This is a genomic window from Frankia sp. Mgl5 (genome assembly GCF_023242985.1).
Lineage (GTDB): Bacteria > Actinomycetota > Actinomycetes > Frankiales > Frankiaceae > Parafrankia > Parafrankia soli.
In genome coordinates this window covers 1-17,024 of the sequence record NZ_JALKFY010000647.1, presented here as the reverse complement: position 1 = coordinate 17,024, position 17,024 = coordinate 1, and the positions used below count along the sequence as shown (strand labels likewise).

Below are 17,024 nucleotides of genomic sequence, written 5' to 3'. Positions count from 1 at the left end.
CGGACCGAAGCGAAGGAAGCAGCATAAAGCTGGTATAGTCCGTCTACGTCGGTGTCCGAGAAATGGGCAGCACCTCAAACTGACCACCTGGATCAGGCTGGACCGGCCCACACTGACCCTGCAACCAGGCGCATCCGCCCCCATCACCGCCACGATCACCGTCCCTCACGACGCGTCTCCCGGTGAGCGTTACGCCGGCATCTGGGCCGAGACCACCACCGCAGACCCGACCCAGGGCGCCAACGTCGTGCAGGTCAGCCGCGTCGGTGTACGGGTCTACCTAGCCGTCGGCCCAGGCGGCCCCCCAGCAGCGGACTTCACCATAGACACGCTCACCCCGACACGCCTGCCCGACGGACGAAGAGCCGTCATCGCGCGCGTTCGCAACACGGGCGGCCGCGCACTGGACCTCAATGGCGAACTCACCCTCACCGACGGACCCGCCGGCCTGAACGCCGGCCCGTTCCCCGCTCAACTCGGCACGACCCTCGCCCGAGGCCAATCCGAACCAGTCACAATACCGCTTGACCAGCAGATACCCGGCGGCCCATGGAAAGCCCTGATCCACCTCAAGAGCGGAATCACCGACCGGACCGCGCACGCCACCATCACCCTCCCCGGCCAACCCGGCACGGTCACGCCGACGAAAACAACATCGATAGTCATCCGCGCCTTGATAATCGGTGCTGCCCTGGTAACACTTGCAGCCCTGGCATGGGGTCTCCTCCGTCGACGAAACCGCCGATCAACTGAGGCGTGAAAGCCCTAGCAAGCGGCCCCTCCTTCCAATTAGCATCATCCACCTTTCCCTCAGCCAAATGACCTCCCAGCATGGGGGGAAAGCTACTGCCACGGCGTTTTGCGTTCTGTCGCCGCCAGTTGTTTTCCCCCTTTCCCGTGGCGCCACATGGTCTAACGGCCTACCTACCGCATCAAGGGCGGCTACGCCGTCGCAAGCGATCACCCTTCGGGCGACCCTTGACACGGCAGGCAGCCTGTCAGGCAAGGCGCAATGGGGAAAGGGAGAAAAAATGGAGGGGCTGACAGGACCGTCCTACTCCTCTTCGTGCTGGGCGCCGCCGGCCGCGTTCATCCCAGGCGAGTAGCGCCCATGCTCAGATGCGCCACGCCCCGGCAGCTGCGTGGACGTCGCACGGCGAACACGCCAACGGCCAGTGATCCAACTCGGGTCACTGGCCGTTGTCCGTACCGGGGTCGGGGGTTACACGGTCAGCAGTGACGCCACCAGGCCCGCGCCCACCGGATCGGCCGTGTCCGTACCGTCCCGGGCCACCAGCAGTCGTACCCCCGCGCAGCGCAGCATCTCCAGTGCCGCCAGCCTGCCGGGTTCGGTGTCCGCCAGCCGATCCATCGTGTCGACCACGACCACGTCATACCGGCCGGAACGGACCAGACGCAGCGCCGCCCACCACGCCCGCAGGTCCGAGCCGTATTGACGGACCACATCCCCGGCAGTCCAGCCCCGCGCCGCGCACGCCGCCGCGAACACCTCCCGCTGTTCGGCCCCGTCCGCAGGACCGGTGTGCCGGGTGAAGCTCAGCGCCCGTATCCCGGCCATCACTGGCCCCCGTCCCGACGGTGCCGACCAGGACCACCCGGGAACCCCGAGACCTGCGCCTTGTACCACAGGCTCGCCAGCGTGCCCGCCACCGTCAGGGAGTCCCACCACTTGCCCGCCACGTCCAGCGGTGCGTTGGGGTCCACCGTCACCTGCACACCACCCGGCAGCATCAGTACCGGCCGCAGCACGGCGAACCGGTCTGGGTTCTTCGGGAGCTGGATTTCGGCATCCTCCGCCGGATGCGCTTGCAGCACGAGGTTCAGACGGGACCGGCTATCGCCGATCGTCTCGTATGGCATCATGGCCATGGGTTCCACTCCTGTTCACGCAGGACTTGGGATCAAGGCCCGGGGATTGGTGCTTCCAACACCGCCCCGGGCCGCCCTATTCAATTACCCTTACCAACACCCACAATACCCGTTCACACGGCGACACGCAGCCATTCTAAGGAAGCCGAATAACGGATTACCCGCACGTTCACAGCCATCAATCCGGCGGATTCCCGAGCACGCTGTCTGGCGGATCGGTGGGAATGGTCGACTGTGGTTCTCCCGCCGCGCCCGACCTGGCCGCCGCCACACACCGCACCGGATGTGATCGATCATCACGTGATGATCGTCCACCAGGGAGCGCAGCCACCCGGCGGTCCGTCCATCACGTGACGACCGACCTCGACCGCAGATGAGCGCCGCGCACCCCGCGCGAGCTTTCGCCACCCAACGCCACCAGGCCCAGCCGCCGTACCAACTGACCTGCGAGCAACGACCGAGGAAGATCAATCAGTGCAGGAGAAAAAGTGAACTTCGCCGACCTGTTGCGTGCAGCGCTTCACGCCTCTGTTCGTGGACGCGGCCCGGCCGTGCCGGCATCGACCCGGCGAGAGATGGTTTGTGAATGAGACGTATGTGAAGGTCACCGGCCGCCGGTTCTTCGCCCAGGCATTGACGCACGAGCGTCGGCCGGTCGAGGTCACCACCGGCAAGGCGCCGCTATAGCCGAGGCTCCTCGACGAGCTCCTGCCCGAGGCCTGCCACGTCGACGCCGCCAGAGAGAACAACCGGATCGAAGCCGATCACGGCCGGCTCGAAGCACGGCTGCGGCCGATGCGCGGGCTGAAACGGCTCCGGTCCGTGCAGACTGTCAGCTCAGGGCACGCCCTGGTCCAGAACATCCGCCGCGGCCACTGCGAACTCGCCACCCACACCCACACCGACCCGCACCTGCGGCTGGCAACTGCGTTCACCGAACTCGCCGCCTCTGTCTGACCGACGGTCGCCGAGACCGCTGGCATGCCTGCTTCCTCAAAACGCAGCAGTGCCCATCAGATCGCTGGTCGGCCAGCTCCGGCGGCGATCGTCGCGCCTGTGATGAAGCGGGTGCGATCGGAGGCGAGAAAGAGGATCACCTCGGCGATCTCGCGTGGTGTCGCGAGCCGACCGAGCAGGGTCGTCCTGGCGAGCCGCCGGGTGCCTTCCTCGCCTGCGGAGGCGAGCACCCCGTCGGTGCCGGTCGGACCGGGCACGACGGTATTCACGCGCACACCGGCCGGGCTGAACTCGGCAGCCCAGGCACGGGTGAGCGACTCCAGGGCGGCTTTGGTCGCGCTGTAGACGGAGAGACCGGGCATGCCGACACGGGCGCCCAGCGTGCTGACGTTGATGATGCTGCCGGAACCCTTCGCAATCATCGCGGGTGCCAGAGCGGCCGTCAGAAAATACGGGGCCCTGACGTTGGCTGCCAGCGCGGCGTCGAACGACTCGACGTCCTGTGACACGGTCGGTGCGTTGGGGAAGACGGCCGCGTTGTGGACCAGGATGTCCACCGCGCCCGCCTCCTCGGCGAGACGGCGCAGAGCGGTGAGATCGGCCAGGTCGGCCGCGACGAACCGGGCTACCCCGCCCTTGTTCCTGATGGCCTCGACGGTCGTGGCGCCGCGGCGAGCGTCGCGGCCGGTGATGACGACTTCGGCGCCGGCCGCGGCCATCACCTGGGCCGTTTCACCGCCGATGCCACCCGTCGAGCCGGTGATCAGTGCGACCTTGTCCGCGAGCTCCATACATGGCTCCCTACAGGAATCGGTCAATCCGTGTCATCGAAATCACCCGGGCGAACCATATCGGCACCAGACGATTTCCGTCGACGGTGAGGGCCACGGGTTCTGTTGCATCGGCGCAGTCCGCCCTCACCGAGCTGCCGATCCGTCATGATCGGTTGATGCGTCGACGTCGTGTCCGTCCACCGGCTCCGACGTCGGAGTTCGTCGGGTTCCGGTTCCCGGCGGAGGTGATCGTGCTGGCGGTGCGGTGGTACCTGCGGTTCTCGCTGCCGTGCCGGGACGTCGAGGAGCTGCTCGCCGAACGGGGCCTCAAGGTGGAGATCACGTGACCGTGTAACGGTGGGTGCAGCGCCGCCCTGCTGCGGCCGCCGGACGAGAGACGATGATCGTGGCATGGTTATCCGGTCTGGACGTCCCGGCGACGTAGACGAACTGCTGGCGTTCTGGCGGCATGCCGCCGATGGCACGAGCGTGAGCGACGACCCGATCGGGGTCGGCCGGCTGCTGGCGCATGACCCCGAGGCCGTGCTCGTCGCCGAACTGGACGGAGTTATGGTCGGCACGGTGGTGGCCGGATGGGACGGGTGGCGCGGCCACATCTATCGGCTCGCGGTCGCCCCCGACCACCGCCGGACCGGTGTGGCGCGTGCGCTGCTGGCGACAGCCCACGAGCGTTTCGTCGCTCTCGGAGCCGTCCTGGCCGACGCGATGGTGGAAGACGACAACCTCGATGCCCACGCGACCTACGAAAAAACCGGCTACCGGAAACAGGAAGGCCGAACCCGGTGGCTCCGGGACCTCCACACCCGCACTGACCGCAGGGACTGAACCCAGAAGACCGACAAGGCCGAGACGAATAACGTAGTTCGCGCGACTGTTGCGTGCAGCGCTTCACGCCCCTGCTGGTCGAGGTAGTGCGGCCGTGCCGGCACCGACCGGGCGACAGGTGGTTCGTCGATGAAACGTATGTGAAGGTGGCCGGCCGGTGGACCTACCTGTACCGGGCGGTTGACCAGCACGGACAGGTCATCGACGTCCTCGCCAGCGCTCGGCGCGACCAGGCCGCCGCCCGCCGGTTCTTCCACCGGAGCGGCGTCCACTGGCGTGGTGTACGAAGAGCAACGATCTAGCGACTCGCCGGAGTGGCGGTCCGTGACGTAGAGCGACCACCGCGTGATCCTCACGAGAAACCTGCGAAAGCAACTCGAGGGGAGATACGCGATGGCCGTGCGTCCGACTGTGACCGACACTGAGGGGTTCGGCAAGGAACTACTCGCGGCGAGTCCAGATCTTCTGGGCTCGATGGTGAAGTTGTTCACGGAGGCGTTGATGGGCGCCGACGTGGATGGTCTCTGTAATGCGGAGTACAGGGAGGTATCTCCGGAACGGGTTAATCGTCGGAATGGCTACCGGATGCGGGAATGGGATACCCGGGCGGGCACGCTCGAGCTGGCGCCAGGGCTCGTACTTCCCGGAATGGCTGCTGACTCGCCGGCGCCGTGCCGAACAGGCGCTGATCTCGGTCGTAGCCACCTCCTATCTGCTCGGGGTGTCCACCCGGCGAGTCGACAAGCTGGTCGAGCAGCTCGGGGTCGCGAACATCTCGAAATCCCAGGTGTCCGAGCTCATGAAGCACCTCGATGTTCAGGTCGAGGCGTTCCGGTCCCGGCCGTTGGACGCCGGTCCGTACCGGTTCGTGCAGGCCGACGCTTTGACGATGAAGGTCCGTGAGGACGGCCGCGTGATCAATGTGCACTGCCTGCTCGCGGTCGGCGTGAACGGCGACGGGCACCGGGAGATCCTCGGCCTCGACGTCGTGAGCAGCGAGGACGGTGCCGGCTGGCTGGCGTTCTTCCGTGGCCTGGTCGCCCGCGGCCTGTCCGGGGTGCGCCTGGTGACCTCCGATGCCCACCGGGGACTGGTCAACGCGATCGGGTCCACGCTGCCCGGTGCGTCGTGGCAAAGATGTCGAACGCATTGGACCTGTGCAGGAACAACCTGGTGGTTCGACCTGTCTGGTTCGATGTCGTGCTATGGCGATCATGGGGGATGTTCTGGACCAGTTGTCTCGTCGGTTCGCGGTGGTGCTGCCACACCTGGACGAGCGGCAGCGGCGGTTGGTGCTGGCAACCGAGGCCCGGCTGCTGGGGCATGGCGGCGTCCGCGCAGTGGCCCGAGTCGCCGGCGTCAGCGAGACCACGGTCCGCGCTGGCGTGTTCGAACTCGAGGCGGGCGGGGAACCGCTGTCCGATCGACGGGTCCGCCGGCCGGGCGGGGGCCGTAAACGCATCGAGGACACCGACCCGGCCGTGGTGGCAGCGCTCCTCGCGCTCGTCGAGCCGGATGAGCGCGGTGATCCGACCTCGCCGCTGCGGTGGACCACGAAGTCGCTGCGGCACCTCGCCGACGAGCTCACCCGTCAGGGTCACCCGGTATCGCCGTCCACGGTCCGCCGATTATTGCGGGCTGCTGGTTTCAGTCTGCAGGCGAACTCCAAGACCCTGGAAGGAAAGCAGCACCCTGACCGGGATGCTCAGTTCCGCTACCTGAACGACCAGGTCGTGGAGCATCAGAAAGCCGGTGAGCCGGTCATCAGCGTGGATGCGAAAAAGAAGGAGATGCTCGGCCAGCTCCCGAACCCCGGCCGGGAATGGCGACCGAAAGGCGACCCGGTCCAGGTCGAGGATCACAGCTTCTTCACCGGCCCGCAGGGTGACACCGCGATCCCCTACGGCGTCTACGACCTGACTACCGACGCCGGCTGGGTCAACGTCGGGGTCGATCACGACACCTCGGCGTTCGCGGTGGCCTCGATCCGCCGCTGGTGGCAGGCCCGCGGCCAGGCAGACTACCCCCAAGCCACCCGGCTGCTGGTCACCGCGGACGCGGGTGGATCGAACAGCTACCGCTTCCGGGCGTGGAAAGCCGAACTCGCCACGCTCGCCGCCGATACCGGCCTGTCCATCACGGTCTGTCATTTCCCGCCCGGCACGTCGAAATGGAACAAGATTGAGCACCGTTTGTTCTCCCAGATCACCATGAACTGGCGAGGTAGACCGTTGACCAGTCATGAAGTGGTCGTGAACACCATCGCGGCGACACGGACCCGCAGCGGGCTTCGGGTCGAAGCGCACCTGGACATCCGGGACTATCCGGTCGGCGTCGCGGTCAGCAAAGCCCGCATCGATGCCCTACCGATCGAGCACCACACGGTGCACAGAACCTGGAACTACACGATCCATCCCACGCACACCGACGGCGCGGACTCATCCGTCGCGGTTGACGCAGCGACCGGTTCGAACCGAGCCGCGACCCTGACGCTGCTGGCCCACCCGCGTCTGACCGGCATGAGCACCGCCGAGCTGGACGCACTCGCAGAACGGCTCGCCCCACAGCAGGCCGCCCGCCGGGAACAGCGCCGCTACCAGGGACGCGGCGGTCCACGGCGCCATGCCCCCGGCGCTCACGGCAAACCCCTGCTCTCGCCCCGCGACCGGGTCCTGGTCACCGTCGTCCACCTGCGCCAGATCTGCTCCCAACGCCTCCTGGCGGACATGCTGGAAGTCGTCCCGGCGACGATCGGCCAGGCGGTTACCGACGTCCGGCATCTCCTGCACGAACAGAACATCACCATCGAACCGACAACGCTGCGGTTCACCCGCGCCAATCAGGTCACCGACTACGCTCGCACCGGACAGTACGACGACGGCCGCCCGTCGGTGCCTTGGGAACTGTCCGACCCCGCGCTGACCGGCATAAGCCGCGGCGACCTCGCCGCACTCATCGAACAGGTGTCGGTCCGCCAAGCAGCCGCGGTGGAACGACGCCGCCACCAGCAACGCGGTCGCCAGCGTCTCCCCGGAACCCGCGGCGGCGTCTTCCCTCAGAAGATCACCAGCGGGGAACGTGTCCTCGCCGCCATCCTTCACCACCGCAAAGTCTGCACCGGCCGGGTCCTGGCCGAGCTGTTCGGTGTCAGCCACCGCACCATCGGCACCGCCTTCCTCGAGGTCCGCCCCATCCTCGAAGAAGACGACATCCACCTGCCACCAGCACCGGTCAAATACCGCTCCGCTGAACAGCTCCTCGCGTCCATTCCGCCAGCAGACGAGGCCGCCGCGCCGACAGTTTAATTTCGCACAGATCCATTACCTGCGGGACCTGCTCGTGGCCACACCAAAATCTTCACAGCCCTGGGTCGCCACCCTGGTGAGAACCATCTTCGACCAGGCGGATGCGAACGAGGTCAGCGTGCAGTTCGACCGGGTCGTCGACGCGCTCACCGAGAAACTCCCCAAGGTCGCCGACCATCTCTCCGACGCGAAAGCGGATCTCCTCGCGTTCACCGCCTATCCGCGGGAGATCTGGCGGCAGATCTGGTCCTCGAACCCGCAGGAACGGCTGAACAGGGAAATCCGCCGACGCACCGACGTTGTCGGCATCTTCCCCAGCCGCGAGGCCATCATCCGCCTCGTCGGCGCCGTCCTCGCCGAACAACACGACGAGTGGATCGAAACCCACCGCTACATCGGCCTGGAAATCCTCGCCAGAACCGACCCCGCACAGAAAACCGCCGACACACCCGAGATCAGTGTGACACCCGAAGCCCTCCCCGCATAACCTTCAACCAGGATCACGCGGAGTCACTCTCCGTACACCACCACCGTGGACGTGGCCCACCGGAACGCTGGCGCATGGCCGGCGGCCGGTGGAGGTCACCACCGACAAGGCACCTGTCTACCCGAGGCTCCTCGACGAGCTGCTTCCCGAGGCCTGCCACGTTGACGCCGCTCGGGAGAACAATCGGATCGAAGCCGACCACGGCCGGTTGAAAGCCCGGCTGCGGCCGATGCGCGGCTTGGAACGTCTCCGCTCGGTCCAGACCGTCAGCGCCGGACATGCTCTGGTCCAGAACATCCGCCGCGACCACTACGACCTCGCCACCCACACCAACCCGCAGCTGCGGCTGGCCGCCGCGTTCACCGAACTCACCGCAGCGGTCTGACCACCGCTCACCGGGCCGCTGGCATGCCCCGCATCCTCCGAACGCAACTGTACCATGTTGACCTGGGTTTTAGATGGCTCGTTCGTATTCGTTGATCAGACCGCCGAGGACGCACCGGCGTTTGACCATCCAGCAACAGGCGCTCCGTGACTTCGACACCGCCATGGAAAACTTCTTCCAGGGCACCCACCGGAAGCCGTTGTTCCGGAAACGCGGGCAGCGCGAGGGTTTCCGGATCGTTCGCGCCTGGGGCCGCCAGTGGGATGTTCGTCACCCCCGCCGTCGCTGGTCCGAAGTACGCGTTCCTAAGTACGCCTTCCGACTCGACCACCACAGCCGGATAGAGGCCCTGCCTCCGGCAGCGTCGCGGGTGCGCCGGCGCACCGCCCCTGGAGCCGCCGGCGGGCTTGACACTTACGCCTATGCCAGGTTGTCCCATCGATCGGTCAGAGCTCGTAACCTGCCGCTGCGGCAATAGGGCTACCCGAACGGGCTAGCACATCTGGGCTATCCCTTCACGATCCGAGGATTTCGTCCGTACTGTGAGGTATCCGCAAGGTGATCTTTATCGTTCTGCTGTTTCCTCTCGCGCTCATGGCAATGACGGTGGTCATGGACGCGGTCGAGGACTGGCTGAGCTCACGTCTGGTACCGACAGGGCGGCCGGGGCTCGCGGGGGCGGCGAGGGCGAGGCGCGCAGTCACCGGTGCCGTGTGGACAGCGGGCGAGATGGCGCCGTCGACACCGGCACCGCTGCCGCCATCAGGGCCAGCCCGGGCGCCGGTGCTACCAGCGGCAGCACCGCCGCCACCGCTCGCGCCTAAAACGCCGCCTGCGGATGGGCAGCAATCGATACCCGCGCAGTACCGGCCCGCGGCGGCACGGGCCGCGGGCTGGAGCTGAAACGGTGGTCCGGAACGTCCACGCTGATGCTCGGGACGGCGATCGCGGTGGCGTTCGCGCGCAATCCGATGACCATCGCGACAGTCGCCCATGACCTGCAGGCGCTCACCTCGGGCCGGTTCGTGCTCGGCCTCGGCTCCCGACCGCGGCCGCCCAGGCGAACACCTCTGTCGCCCTGGTCGTCGCGTCGCCGCGGACCTGTTCGGGGCTCATGAACGCGGGGCTGCCGATCAGCTGATCGACATGCGCGTGACCGGACCCAAGCCATACCTGGCGGTCGGCTGACCAGTCCGCGTAGCCGGATCGTCACGACACTGGAGCCCGCGCTACGGCGACCCGGTGGCTCCATCAGGGGCCTGGCGGATCTTGGCGTAGTGGCGGGCGGCTCGGGCCCGGTTGCCGCAGCCAGTCGAGCAGTACTCCCGCCGCGGCGCGCCGTGGACGAAATAGAGGACACAGCCAGGCCCGTGGCAGGCCCGCACCTCGGCGCCGGCGGGTCCGCCGAACAGGCACACTGCGTCGTCGGCCAGCGCGGCGAGCGCGAGCGCGACGGGTCGGTCCGCGCAGCTCACCACCACCCGGGGTTCGGGGTCGACGCGCAGCTCGCGCCACCACGGTGTTCGCCGGGCGAGCTTGTTCAGGGCGGCGACCGCGTCGGGATCCGCCTCGTGGCCGTTCGCCGCCGCGCCGGCCAGCGCTCGGACCGTGTCTCGTAGCTCGCGTGCCATCCGCAGGTCATCCTCGCCGACAGCACGCAGGTCGTCCTCGGTGAGCGCGACCGTGAGCCGCGGACGCATCGCGCGCATCCAGTCGACCAGTTCCAGCACCGTCCGCAGGGCGTCGCGGGGACGGCCCCGCATGGCGTAGACGGTGTTGCCCAGCTCGATGGCCGGCGGTTCACCGAGCATCGGGGCGCCGTCGTACTCGGCAGGGGCCTGCTCCATCAATCTAACGCTACCTCCGGGTTGACACCGTTAGAAGGCTCGGGCATCTTTCTAACGGGACGGGTGCAGTCATGCCGTTAGAACGGCTGATCCGCGAGTCGGAACCAGATCCACAAATCGGAGGTACACATGGGCAATCCTGGGCCGCAGACCGGCCACGTCGGTCTGAACGTGACCGATCTGACCCGCTCGACCGCCTTCTACCAGCGGGTCCTCGGCCTCGAGGAGCTGGGCGGGCAGACCAACGGCGACCGGAAGTTCGCGTTCCTCGGCCGGGATGGCACGCTCCTGCTCACCCTGTGGCAGCAGAGCGAGGGGGCGTTCCCCACGGGGCTGCCCGGGCTGCACCATCTGTCGTTCCAGGTCGCCGACCTCGAGGCGGTCCGCCAAACGGAGGTGGTGCTGCGCGAGATCGGCGTCGAGCCGCTCTACGACGGCGTCGTCGCGCACGGCGAGGGCGCGTCGTCCGGGGGCGTGTTCTTCACCGACCCGGACGGCATCCGGCTGGAGATCTTCGCCCCAACCGGCGCCGAAGCTGCACCCGTGCCAACCCAGGGCGCCCCGACCTGCGGCTTCTTCTAGCAGCCGGGATCCCGACGCGGCCCGTGGTGGCCTGGGCGCCCCGCCCGGGCCACCACGGCGGGCCATCCCGAACCCCCGCGACGCCGGGAGCCGACACGAGCTGGACCGCCTGCGCGGGCCAGGTGGCGGGCCAACCCGACCTGACGGAAGGAACCAGTCATGCTCCACCCGGGCGAACGCTCGGTACAGGCGCGCGCGAGCCTGCCCCCCGGCCCGCGCGGATCGGCCGTCGTCGGCGCCACCATCCCACCAGTGGCCGCGGAGTTCCTCGGGCAGCAACGGATCCTCCTGCTCGGAGCCGCCGACGAGGCCGGCGCGGTCTGGGCCAGCCTGCTGACCGGCACGGCCGGCTTCGTCGCCGCGGCGGACGAGGAGACCATCGTCGTCGATGCCCTGCCCGGTGCCGGGGATCCCCTCGAAGGCGCCTTCGCCGCGCGGCGGGACGTCGGCCTGCTCGCCCTCGACCCAGCCAGCCGCCGACGGATGCGGGCCAACGGGAAGGCCCGCTGTGAGGGCGGCCGGGTGGTGGTTCACACCGACCAGGTCTACTCGAACTGTCCGAAGTACATCCAGCCATGCCACCTCGCGCGGGACGACGCCGAGGCGGCGCGCGGACCCATCTCGGTGACCACCGCGCTCACCGCCAGCCAGCGGCGCTGGATCGCCGAAGCCGACACCTTCTTCGTCGCGACCCAGGCCGCTGGCCTCGGGGCGGACACGTCGCACCGGGGCGGGAGCTCGGGCTTTGTCACGGTCACCGACCACGGGCGTCTGTCCTGGCCTGATTACCGCGGCAACTCGATGTACATGACGCTGGGCAACATCGAGCTCGACCCGCGCTGCGGTCTACTCTTCCTCGACTGGGAGCACGGCCACACCCTGCAGCTCACCGGCCGCGCCCGGGTCGACTGGAATCCCGACCGGGCCGCGACGGTGCCCGGCGCGCAGCGCGTCGTCGACTTCGAGGTGCAGCGGGTCGTCCAGGTCTCGGCGGCCAGCCCGCAACGCTGGCTCATCGCCCGATTCCCCCGCGACCCGCGAGAACGAGCTCACCGGACAGAGTGACCGGTGCCGGGTAATGGTTCGAGTCCCCCCTCGGACACAGCCACCAGGCCCACCGATGATCTTGGTGAGGTCTCGGCCGACACGACGCGCGCCTCATGGTCGTAGCTGAGCCGCAGTCCCATTTGCCTATAGATCTCCGCTTTGTCGGCCGGATCTGCCTTGCGGAGGATGGCAAGGAACCCGCCGAGGGCTTCGACTGCGTCGTTGATCTCTTGGCGGGTGAGGCGGGCGGTGTGGTCTCTCGCCGGGCTCCTGTCTGTTCGAGAGCGGCCACCGCCGCGGCGCGTTCGTCTTGGACCTCGTTGATCCAGCCGGTGACAAGGACGGGATCGGCGCCAGCTTCCAGGGCGGCGCGGTGCTGGGCGAGTCGGCGGTCGCAGGCCGCGATCGTCCGATGGATCGGGTCGGTAACGGCTGTCGCGTTCTCGGGCTGCTGGGCTGCTGGGCTGCCAGAGCATCCAGGGTGGTCCTGAGCTGGTTTGGGCCGAAGGCGGTGGTCAGCCATGCATCGGGGTCGGGCAGGATCGCGTCTTCGCGTAGGTAGACCGTCAGCGGGTGGTCGATGAGGTTGGCGATGGCGTATTCCTGCGGGTAGCGGCAGCGGTAATGGGCATGCCCGTGGTTCCAAGTGCCCTGCATGCGCCGGCCGCACTGGTGGTGGACCAATAGGCTGCGCAGGGCGTAGGGGTGTGGGGTGCGGGTCCGGGGCCGGTCGGAGCTGGGGCCACGGCGGGCGCGCCGTTCCTGGACCGCGGAGAACGTCGTCTTATCGACGATGGCGGGGTGGGCCGGCCGGTCAGACCAGATCCACTGGTCGCGCTCGTTCCACTTGAGCTTGGTCTCGTAGCCGAGGGCGACGTCGTCGACATCGAGGAGGGTTTCGGCTTTGTGTTGTTTGTTCCAGACCTGGTATCCGGTGTAGCGCGGGTTCGCCAGGATGGCCTGCACCGCGCCTTTGGACCAGGCGATCCCGGTGCGGTGTCGGTTGCGCGCCCGGTCGTAGGCCGAGGGCGAGGGAATTCCCTCAGCGGTCAGGGTCTGGGCGATCAGGAAGACCCCCATGCCGTTGAGGTACCAGCGGAAGATCCGCGCCACGGTGGGCGCCGTCACAGGGTCTTTTTCCAGGACGTGCAGACGCTTACCGTCGGCGGCTTTCGCCGGGTTGGGGTGGGGGCCGGCGTCGGCGAGCCGGTAGCCGTAGGGGGCCGGCCGCCGAGGTAGCGACCTTCGACCTTGGCTTGGGCCTGCATCGCTGACCGTACCCGGACCTTGATCCGATTTCGTTCGCCTTTCGACATGCCCCCGAACACAGACATGATCAGATCGTGTGCTTCGGAGTTAGGGTCGATCGGTCCGCCGATTTCGGGGACCCACATGGCGACTCTGTAGTGCTCGAAGACAGGCATGGTCAGGCCATACTGGTTGCCGTAGTTGCCAGCTGCGGGAGGCTTCCGGGTCTTGCTGGTCCTCGGTGGATACCCGGCCATAGAAGGCGAACCGGATCATGGGTGCTACCTTTCGGGAATGGTCGAACGCAGGCCGATCAGGTCAATGCGCTGCGGGCGGTGCACTCCTTGACTGGCCGGTGTCGGCAGAGTGGCGGCTGGTCTGCGCTGCGTAAAGGATACGAAGCAGGGTCCGCGCGACGTCTGGCGTGATGACCGGTGGAGTGTCCGGCGTGATCACCTGGACGGCCCTTTGTGTGGTTGCGCCGCTAGCTGCGGGCGAGGAGCATTCGGTGGTCACGGTGGACCCGCCGTCGTTCCCACGCCCCGATCGCTTCCGGTCACCCTCGCCAAATGCTGGGATACCGGGATCCGGCAGAGCTGCCGTGGACGCTGGTAGAGGCTCTGTCGCTGCCATAAGGGGCAGAGTGGGAAGCCGCGGCATCGCTCCGACCCTCGCGGTGGCCACTGCAGTGGCCATCAGAAAGACCCGACCATCGCGCAGAGCATCGCAATGCTACGTCGAAGTTGAAGTCCGCGTTCCAGTCCGGCCCGGCGGCAGTCTCCAGCGCAGTCGCGAGGGTCTTGACCAGCCGATGATGATTGGGCGCGCCCGGGGTTCACTACAGCCATCCATCTAGAACGATCATCGCTTTAGTGGTGGCGTACCTCATTTCAGGAGACCCGCTAAGGACACGCCGAACCTCGCCTATCTCTGCACCTCATGATCATTCAACTACCGACAGATCATCAACGCCGTTGACTATCTTGAGTAGGCATGAAGTGCCACGGCGATCGGACATAAATGGCAGACGACTCCCCTGAGCCGAGCGGACCGATCGACCAGCGGCGACACTCTGCCGACCAGTTGCCGGTACGCAAGCCGCGCCTGTGGCGCCAGATCGGCCCGACATATCCTGGCCGCCGGCACCGGCACCGGCACCTCGCCGAATCTTGGGCCAGCATGCCAGTGCCCCCGCAATGCCGCCGACGCTCACGCCACCGATCGCGATCCGGGCCGGGTCGACCGTCGGGCTGCCCGACGAGCGACTCTGTCGCCTCGCTGGAAGTTGGGGCGGGGCGCGCAGGCCTGCCAGGGATGGGCGCGAGACCACGACCGCCGGATTATGAGTGCTGCCGCGTTCCCGTTGGCTGGTGCCGTTGCCTGTCACGAGATGACATCGGACCTGGTCGGCGGCTATCTCCGTGTCGACTCCTGCCATCTCAGATCAGCGCATGCCGGGTAGTTCGGCATCACGACGTCACCACCGCTACAGGGCTTCACCATCACGCAGAGTAAGCATCGATCGCCGGAATCGGTCCAAGTAGTCGGCGACGATCAGTCATGTCCGTCGAGTGCGCCCTCACCTTGCGACCCCACGCCGCCGGCCGTCAGCCCTGCTGCCCGGTGCCTGAGCCTTCGGCGTACACCACGCCAATGGACGCCGCTCCAGAGGTAGACCTCCGGCGCTACACGGACACGGCACGTGCTGGCGTTCGTGGAGGAGGTTGCGATCCTCGCCGGAGGCGGACCTCCGGCGCTGCGTTTCCCAAGACCATGCTCGGTGACATCGCCGACGTGTTGCGATCCTCGCCGGAGAAGGATTCGGTGATGCCGGCGGTGAAGTAGCCCGAGTCGGCCGTGAGGGTGATGCCGTTGACGGCGGAGGCGGCGTCGCTGCATAGGAACAGCAGCGGGTAGGCCTGCTCCAGCGGGGTCGCCGGCGAGCTGCCCACCTCGGCGCGGAAGTCGGTACCGAAGCCGAGCCACCGCTCCTCGTTGGCCCGGGCGAGGGGGGTGTCGGTGGGGCCGGGGCAGATCGCGTTGATGCGGATGCCCTGCTTGAGTAGGGGCATCGCCTGGGTGGAGACATAGGCGCAGACGGTGCGCCTGCTCCACATGTAGTCGGCCTGGCCGTGCTCCACCGCCCACTTCGTCGCCTCGTCGAAGTCGGTGACGGCGAGGTACTCCTTGAGCAGCGGCAGGTCCGACTCCCACCCCAGCCCGGCGGCGGACGAATCCATACGGTCGAAGACGTCGATGCCGCACGCGGCGGTCGCGTGCCCCTTCTCGCACGCCTCCCCGGCGACCCGTTCGACGGCATCCCCGTCGATGTCGAGCACCGCAGTCGCGAATCTGTCCTCGACCAGCCGGAGGCTGATCACCGCCCGGTACCCGGTCGGCCACCGGCGACAACAGCCGTCTTCCGTTCGGTTACGGTGTCGAACCTCTCTGTGATAGCCGCGTTGCTGGTGATCAGTCGGCGGCGCGCGCCCGTGAACCGCCTCTCTAGCGATTCGCATGGGCGCCGCCCCCGCGCGAAACAGACTTACGCGACGGCTTCCTCGCCGGCCAGTGATGCACGGTGCATCAACCTGGTCGACGACGGTCCGTAGGGAAGTGCCCGGTGTAGCAGTCCGGTGTTGTCCCAGATGACGAGGTCGCCCTGGGTCCAGCGGTGCCGGAGGACGAACTGCGGCTGGGTCGCCCAGGCGAGGAGGCGGTCGAGCAGTGCCCGCCCCTCGTCCGCGGGCAGGTCGACGACCTCGCCCGCGGTCGAGCCGACCAGCAGCGACTTGCGGCCGTTGCCGCGGGTCCAGACGATCGGCTGCTTGCGGGTCGGGTTGCGGTCCCAGAGCGCCCGCTCCTCGGGCGAGGGGTTGGGAATGGCGACGAGCTGGGACGCGGCGAAGCTGTGCAGGGCGTAGAGGTCCGCCAGCTGCGCCTTCTCCTCCTCGGGCAGTGCCTCATAGGCGGCGTAGGTGTTCGCGAACTCGGTGTCACCCTCGCCGTCGTCGGTCACCTGCCGCGCCGTGAGCAGCGTGGCCTTGTCCGGTATTTCGCCGGTGGTTCCGTCGATGTGCCAGTGGAACGTGGCCTCGCGGTACGCCGCCAGCTTGCTCGCCGACGCGTCGCGGGTGATCCGCTGGATCTCCTTGAGCTTGTGGCCGCCCATCGGGAGCGGCAGAACGTTACCGAGCAGGCGGCCAAAGGCGATCAGGTCCTCGTCGTCGATGTCGGCCTCGCGAAAGACGACGACGCCAGTCTCCTCGAGTGCTGCCAGAGTGGCCTCGGCGACGTCCTGGTCGACGAGCTGCCTGCCCTTAAGCCCGGTGAACTCGGTCCCGGTACTCGGCGTGATCTTTGTTCCGGTGATACCCATGGCGGTCCGCTCTCTCAGATCGCCGGTTCGCGGGCGGTCTCGAAGAACGCCGCACCCGGGTCCGGGATCCGTATCTGCTTGAAGATGTTGACCGGGTACGCTTCGATGATCGTCGAGTAGAGCAGGTGCAGCAGCCGCGTGGCCTCCTCGGCGAGCGGCGCGATCGCGTCGTAGAAGTCCTGCAGCTCGTCGATGGTCTTCGACGACCTTGTGGAACTGACGGATCATCAGCTCCATGTCGGACAGGTGGAACGTCTGCAGCGCGCGGTTGTTGAGCT

Annotated in this window: 12 protein-coding genes and 9 pseudogenes; 13 read left to right on the top strand and 8 right to left on the bottom strand. The window is 67.6% G+C overall.

The window, feature by feature from the left end; genetic code table 11:
• Positions 1 to 760, top strand: a 760-nt coding sequence (locus MXD62_RS21025; RefSeq protein ID WP_248831211.1) for a hypothetical protein, incomplete at its 5' end; no start/stop codon positions are given.
• A 462-nt stretch (positions 761 to 1,222) separates the two neighbouring features.
• Here MXD62_RS21025 and MXD62_RS21020 read toward each other — a convergent pair.
• Together MXD62_RS21020 and MXD62_RS21015 are read right to left on the bottom strand one after the other, a co-directional pair.
• A complete protein-coding gene (locus tag MXD62_RS21020; RefSeq protein WP_248831210.1) occupies positions 1,223 to 1,579 on the bottom strand; it encodes a recombinase family protein in 357 nt (118 codons plus the stop codon).
• Positions 1,579 to 1,890, bottom strand: coding sequence for an energy transducer TonB (locus tag MXD62_RS21015; RefSeq protein WP_248831209.1), 312 nt, complete (start codon positions 1,888 to 1,890; stop codon positions 1,579 to 1,581). Before MXD62_RS21015 ends, MXD62_RS21020 begins: the two co-directional genes overlap by 1 nt.
• Before the next feature lie 510 nt (positions 1,891 to 2,400).
• Here MXD62_RS21015 and MXD62_RS21010 point away from each other — a divergent pair.
• A pseudogene (locus tag MXD62_RS21010) lies at positions 2,401 to 2,847 on the top strand (DDE-type integrase/transposase/recombinase); the annotation flags it as partial.
• 56 nt (positions 2,848 to 2,903) lie between these two features.
• On the opposite strand, the gene MXD62_RS21005 reads toward MXD62_RS21010, so the two are convergent.
• Positions 2,904 to 3,638, bottom strand: coding sequence for an SDR family NAD(P)-dependent oxidoreductase (locus tag MXD62_RS21005; RefSeq protein ID WP_248831208.1), 735 nt, complete (start codon positions 3,636 to 3,638; stop codon positions 2,904 to 2,906).
• A 158-nt stretch (positions 3,639 to 3,796) separates the two neighbouring features.
• Here MXD62_RS21005 and MXD62_RS21000 point away from each other — a divergent pair.
• The 9 genes and pseudogenes from MXD62_RS21000 to MXD62_RS40775 form a co-directional block, all read left to right on the top strand.
• Positions 3,797 to 3,972 (top strand): annotated as a pseudogene (locus MXD62_RS21000) (IS6 family transposase); the annotation flags it as partial.
• Positions 3,973 to 4,031: 59 nt separating this feature from the next.
• Positions 4,032 to 4,466, top strand: a complete 435-nt coding sequence (locus MXD62_RS20995; protein ID WP_248831207.1) for a GNAT family N-acetyltransferase — start codon at positions 4,032 to 4,034, stop codon at positions 4,464 to 4,466.
• 110 nt (positions 4,467 to 4,576) lie between these two features.
• Positions 4,577 to 4,720 (top strand): annotated as a pseudogene (locus tag MXD62_RS20990) (DDE-type integrase/transposase/recombinase); the annotation flags it as partial.
• A 139-nt stretch (positions 4,721 to 4,859) separates the two neighbouring features.
• Positions 4,860 to 5,619 (top strand): annotated as a pseudogene (locus MXD62_RS20985) (IS256 family transposase); the annotation flags it as partial.
• A 52-nt stretch (positions 5,620 to 5,671) separates the two neighbouring features.
• Entirely contained in the window at positions 5,672 to 7,771 is a 2,100-nt protein-coding gene (locus MXD62_RS20980) for an ISAzo13 family transposase (protein WP_248831206.1), read from the top strand.
• A 7-nt stretch (positions 7,772 to 7,778) separates the two neighbouring features.
• Positions 7,779 to 8,258, top strand: a pseudogene (locus MXD62_RS20975) (transposase); the annotation flags it as partial.
• 67 nt (positions 8,259 to 8,325) lie between these two features.
• Positions 8,326 to 8,643, top strand: a pseudogene (locus MXD62_RS20970) (DDE-type integrase/transposase/recombinase); the annotation flags it as partial.
• 124 nt (positions 8,644 to 8,767) lie between these two features.
• Positions 8,768 to 8,884 (top strand): annotated as a pseudogene (locus MXD62_RS40780) (RNA-guided endonuclease TnpB family protein); the annotation flags it as partial.
• A 685-nt stretch (positions 8,885 to 9,569) separates the two neighbouring features.
• Positions 9,570 to 9,731, top strand: a pseudogene (locus tag MXD62_RS40775) (LLM class flavin-dependent oxidoreductase); the annotation flags it as partial.
• A 141-nt stretch (positions 9,732 to 9,872) separates the two neighbouring features.
• Here the strand turns inward: MXD62_RS40775 and MXD62_RS20960 are convergent.
• Complete coding sequence (locus MXD62_RS20960; protein WP_248831205.1) at positions 9,873 to 10,490, bottom strand: ABATE domain-containing protein; 618 nt, start codon at positions 10,488 to 10,490, stop codon at positions 9,873 to 9,875.
• 129 nt (positions 10,491 to 10,619) lie between these two features.
• On the opposite strand from MXD62_RS20960, the gene MXD62_RS20955 reads away from it, so the two are divergent.
• The gene (locus tag MXD62_RS20955; RefSeq protein WP_112107109.1) at positions 10,620 to 11,072 is read left to right on the top strand and encodes a VOC family protein; all 453 of its coding nucleotides are present in this window, start codon (positions 10,620 to 10,622) and stop codon (positions 11,070 to 11,072) included.
• Between the two features lie 159 nt (positions 11,073 to 11,231).
• Positions 11,232 to 12,137 carry a pyridoxamine 5'-phosphate oxidase family protein gene (locus MXD62_RS20950; protein WP_248831204.1) on the top strand — a complete coding sequence of 302 codons (906 nt, stop codon included), beginning with the start codon at positions 11,232 to 11,234 and terminating at the stop codon, positions 12,135 to 12,137.
• 126 nt (positions 12,138 to 12,263) lie between these two features.
• Here the strand turns inward: MXD62_RS20950 and MXD62_RS20945 are convergent, their stop codons facing one another.
• The 4 genes and pseudogenes from MXD62_RS20945 to MXD62_RS40770 form a co-directional block, all read right to left on the bottom strand.
• Complete coding sequence (locus tag MXD62_RS20945; RefSeq protein WP_248831203.1) at positions 12,264 to 13,247, bottom strand: recombinase family protein; 984 nt, start codon at positions 13,245 to 13,247, stop codon at positions 12,264 to 12,266.
• A 1,805-nt stretch (positions 13,248 to 15,052) separates the two neighbouring features.
• Positions 15,053 to 15,748 (bottom strand): SDR family oxidoreductase, encoded by a 696-nt coding sequence (locus MXD62_RS20940; protein ID WP_248831202.1) that lies wholly within the window; start codon positions 15,746 to 15,748, stop codon positions 15,053 to 15,055.
• 164 nt (positions 15,749 to 15,912) lie between these two features.
• Positions 15,913 to 16,746 (bottom strand): TauD/TfdA family dioxygenase, encoded by an 834-nt coding sequence (locus tag MXD62_RS20935; RefSeq protein WP_248831201.1) that lies wholly within the window; start codon positions 16,744 to 16,746, stop codon positions 15,913 to 15,915.
• Positions 16,747 to 16,760: 14 nt separating this feature from the next.
• A pseudogene (locus MXD62_RS40770) lies at positions 16,761 to 16,955 on the bottom strand (hypothetical protein); the annotation flags it as partial.
• Positions 16,956 to 17,024 lie beyond the last annotated feature (69 nt).

Excerpts from the sequence above, each read along its gene's own strand:
- MXD62_RS21020 (WP_248831210.1), bottom strand. The coding sequence starts at position 1,579 with ATGGCCGGGATACGGGCGCTGAGCTTCACCCGGCACACCGGTCCTGCG.
- MXD62_RS21015 (WP_248831209.1), bottom strand. The coding sequence starts at position 1,890 with ATGGCCATGATGCCATACGAGACGATCGGCGATAGCCGGTCCCGTCTG.
- MXD62_RS21005 (WP_248831208.1), bottom strand. The coding sequence starts at position 3,638 with ATGGAGCTCGCGGACAAGGTCGCACTGATCACCGGCTCGACGGGTGGC.
- MXD62_RS20995 (WP_248831207.1), top strand. The coding sequence starts at position 4,032 with ATGGTTATCCGGTCTGGACGTCCCGGCGACGTAGACGAACTGCTGGCG.
- MXD62_RS20980 (WP_248831206.1), top strand. The coding sequence starts at position 5,672 with ATGGCGATCATGGGGGATGTTCTGGACCAGTTGTCTCGTCGGTTCGCG.
- MXD62_RS20960 (WP_248831205.1), bottom strand. The coding sequence starts at position 10,490 with ATGGAGCAGGCCCCTGCCGAGTACGACGGCGCCCCGATGCTCGGTGAA.
- MXD62_RS20955 (WP_112107109.1), top strand. The coding sequence starts at position 10,620 with ATGGGCAATCCTGGGCCGCAGACCGGCCACGTCGGTCTGAACGTGACC.
- MXD62_RS20950 (WP_248831204.1), top strand. The coding sequence starts at position 11,232 with ATGCTCCACCCGGGCGAACGCTCGGTACAGGCGCGCGCGAGCCTGCCC.
- MXD62_RS20935 (WP_248831201.1), bottom strand. The coding sequence starts at position 16,746 with ATGGGTATCACCGGAACAAAGATCACGCCGAGTACCGGGACCGAGTTC.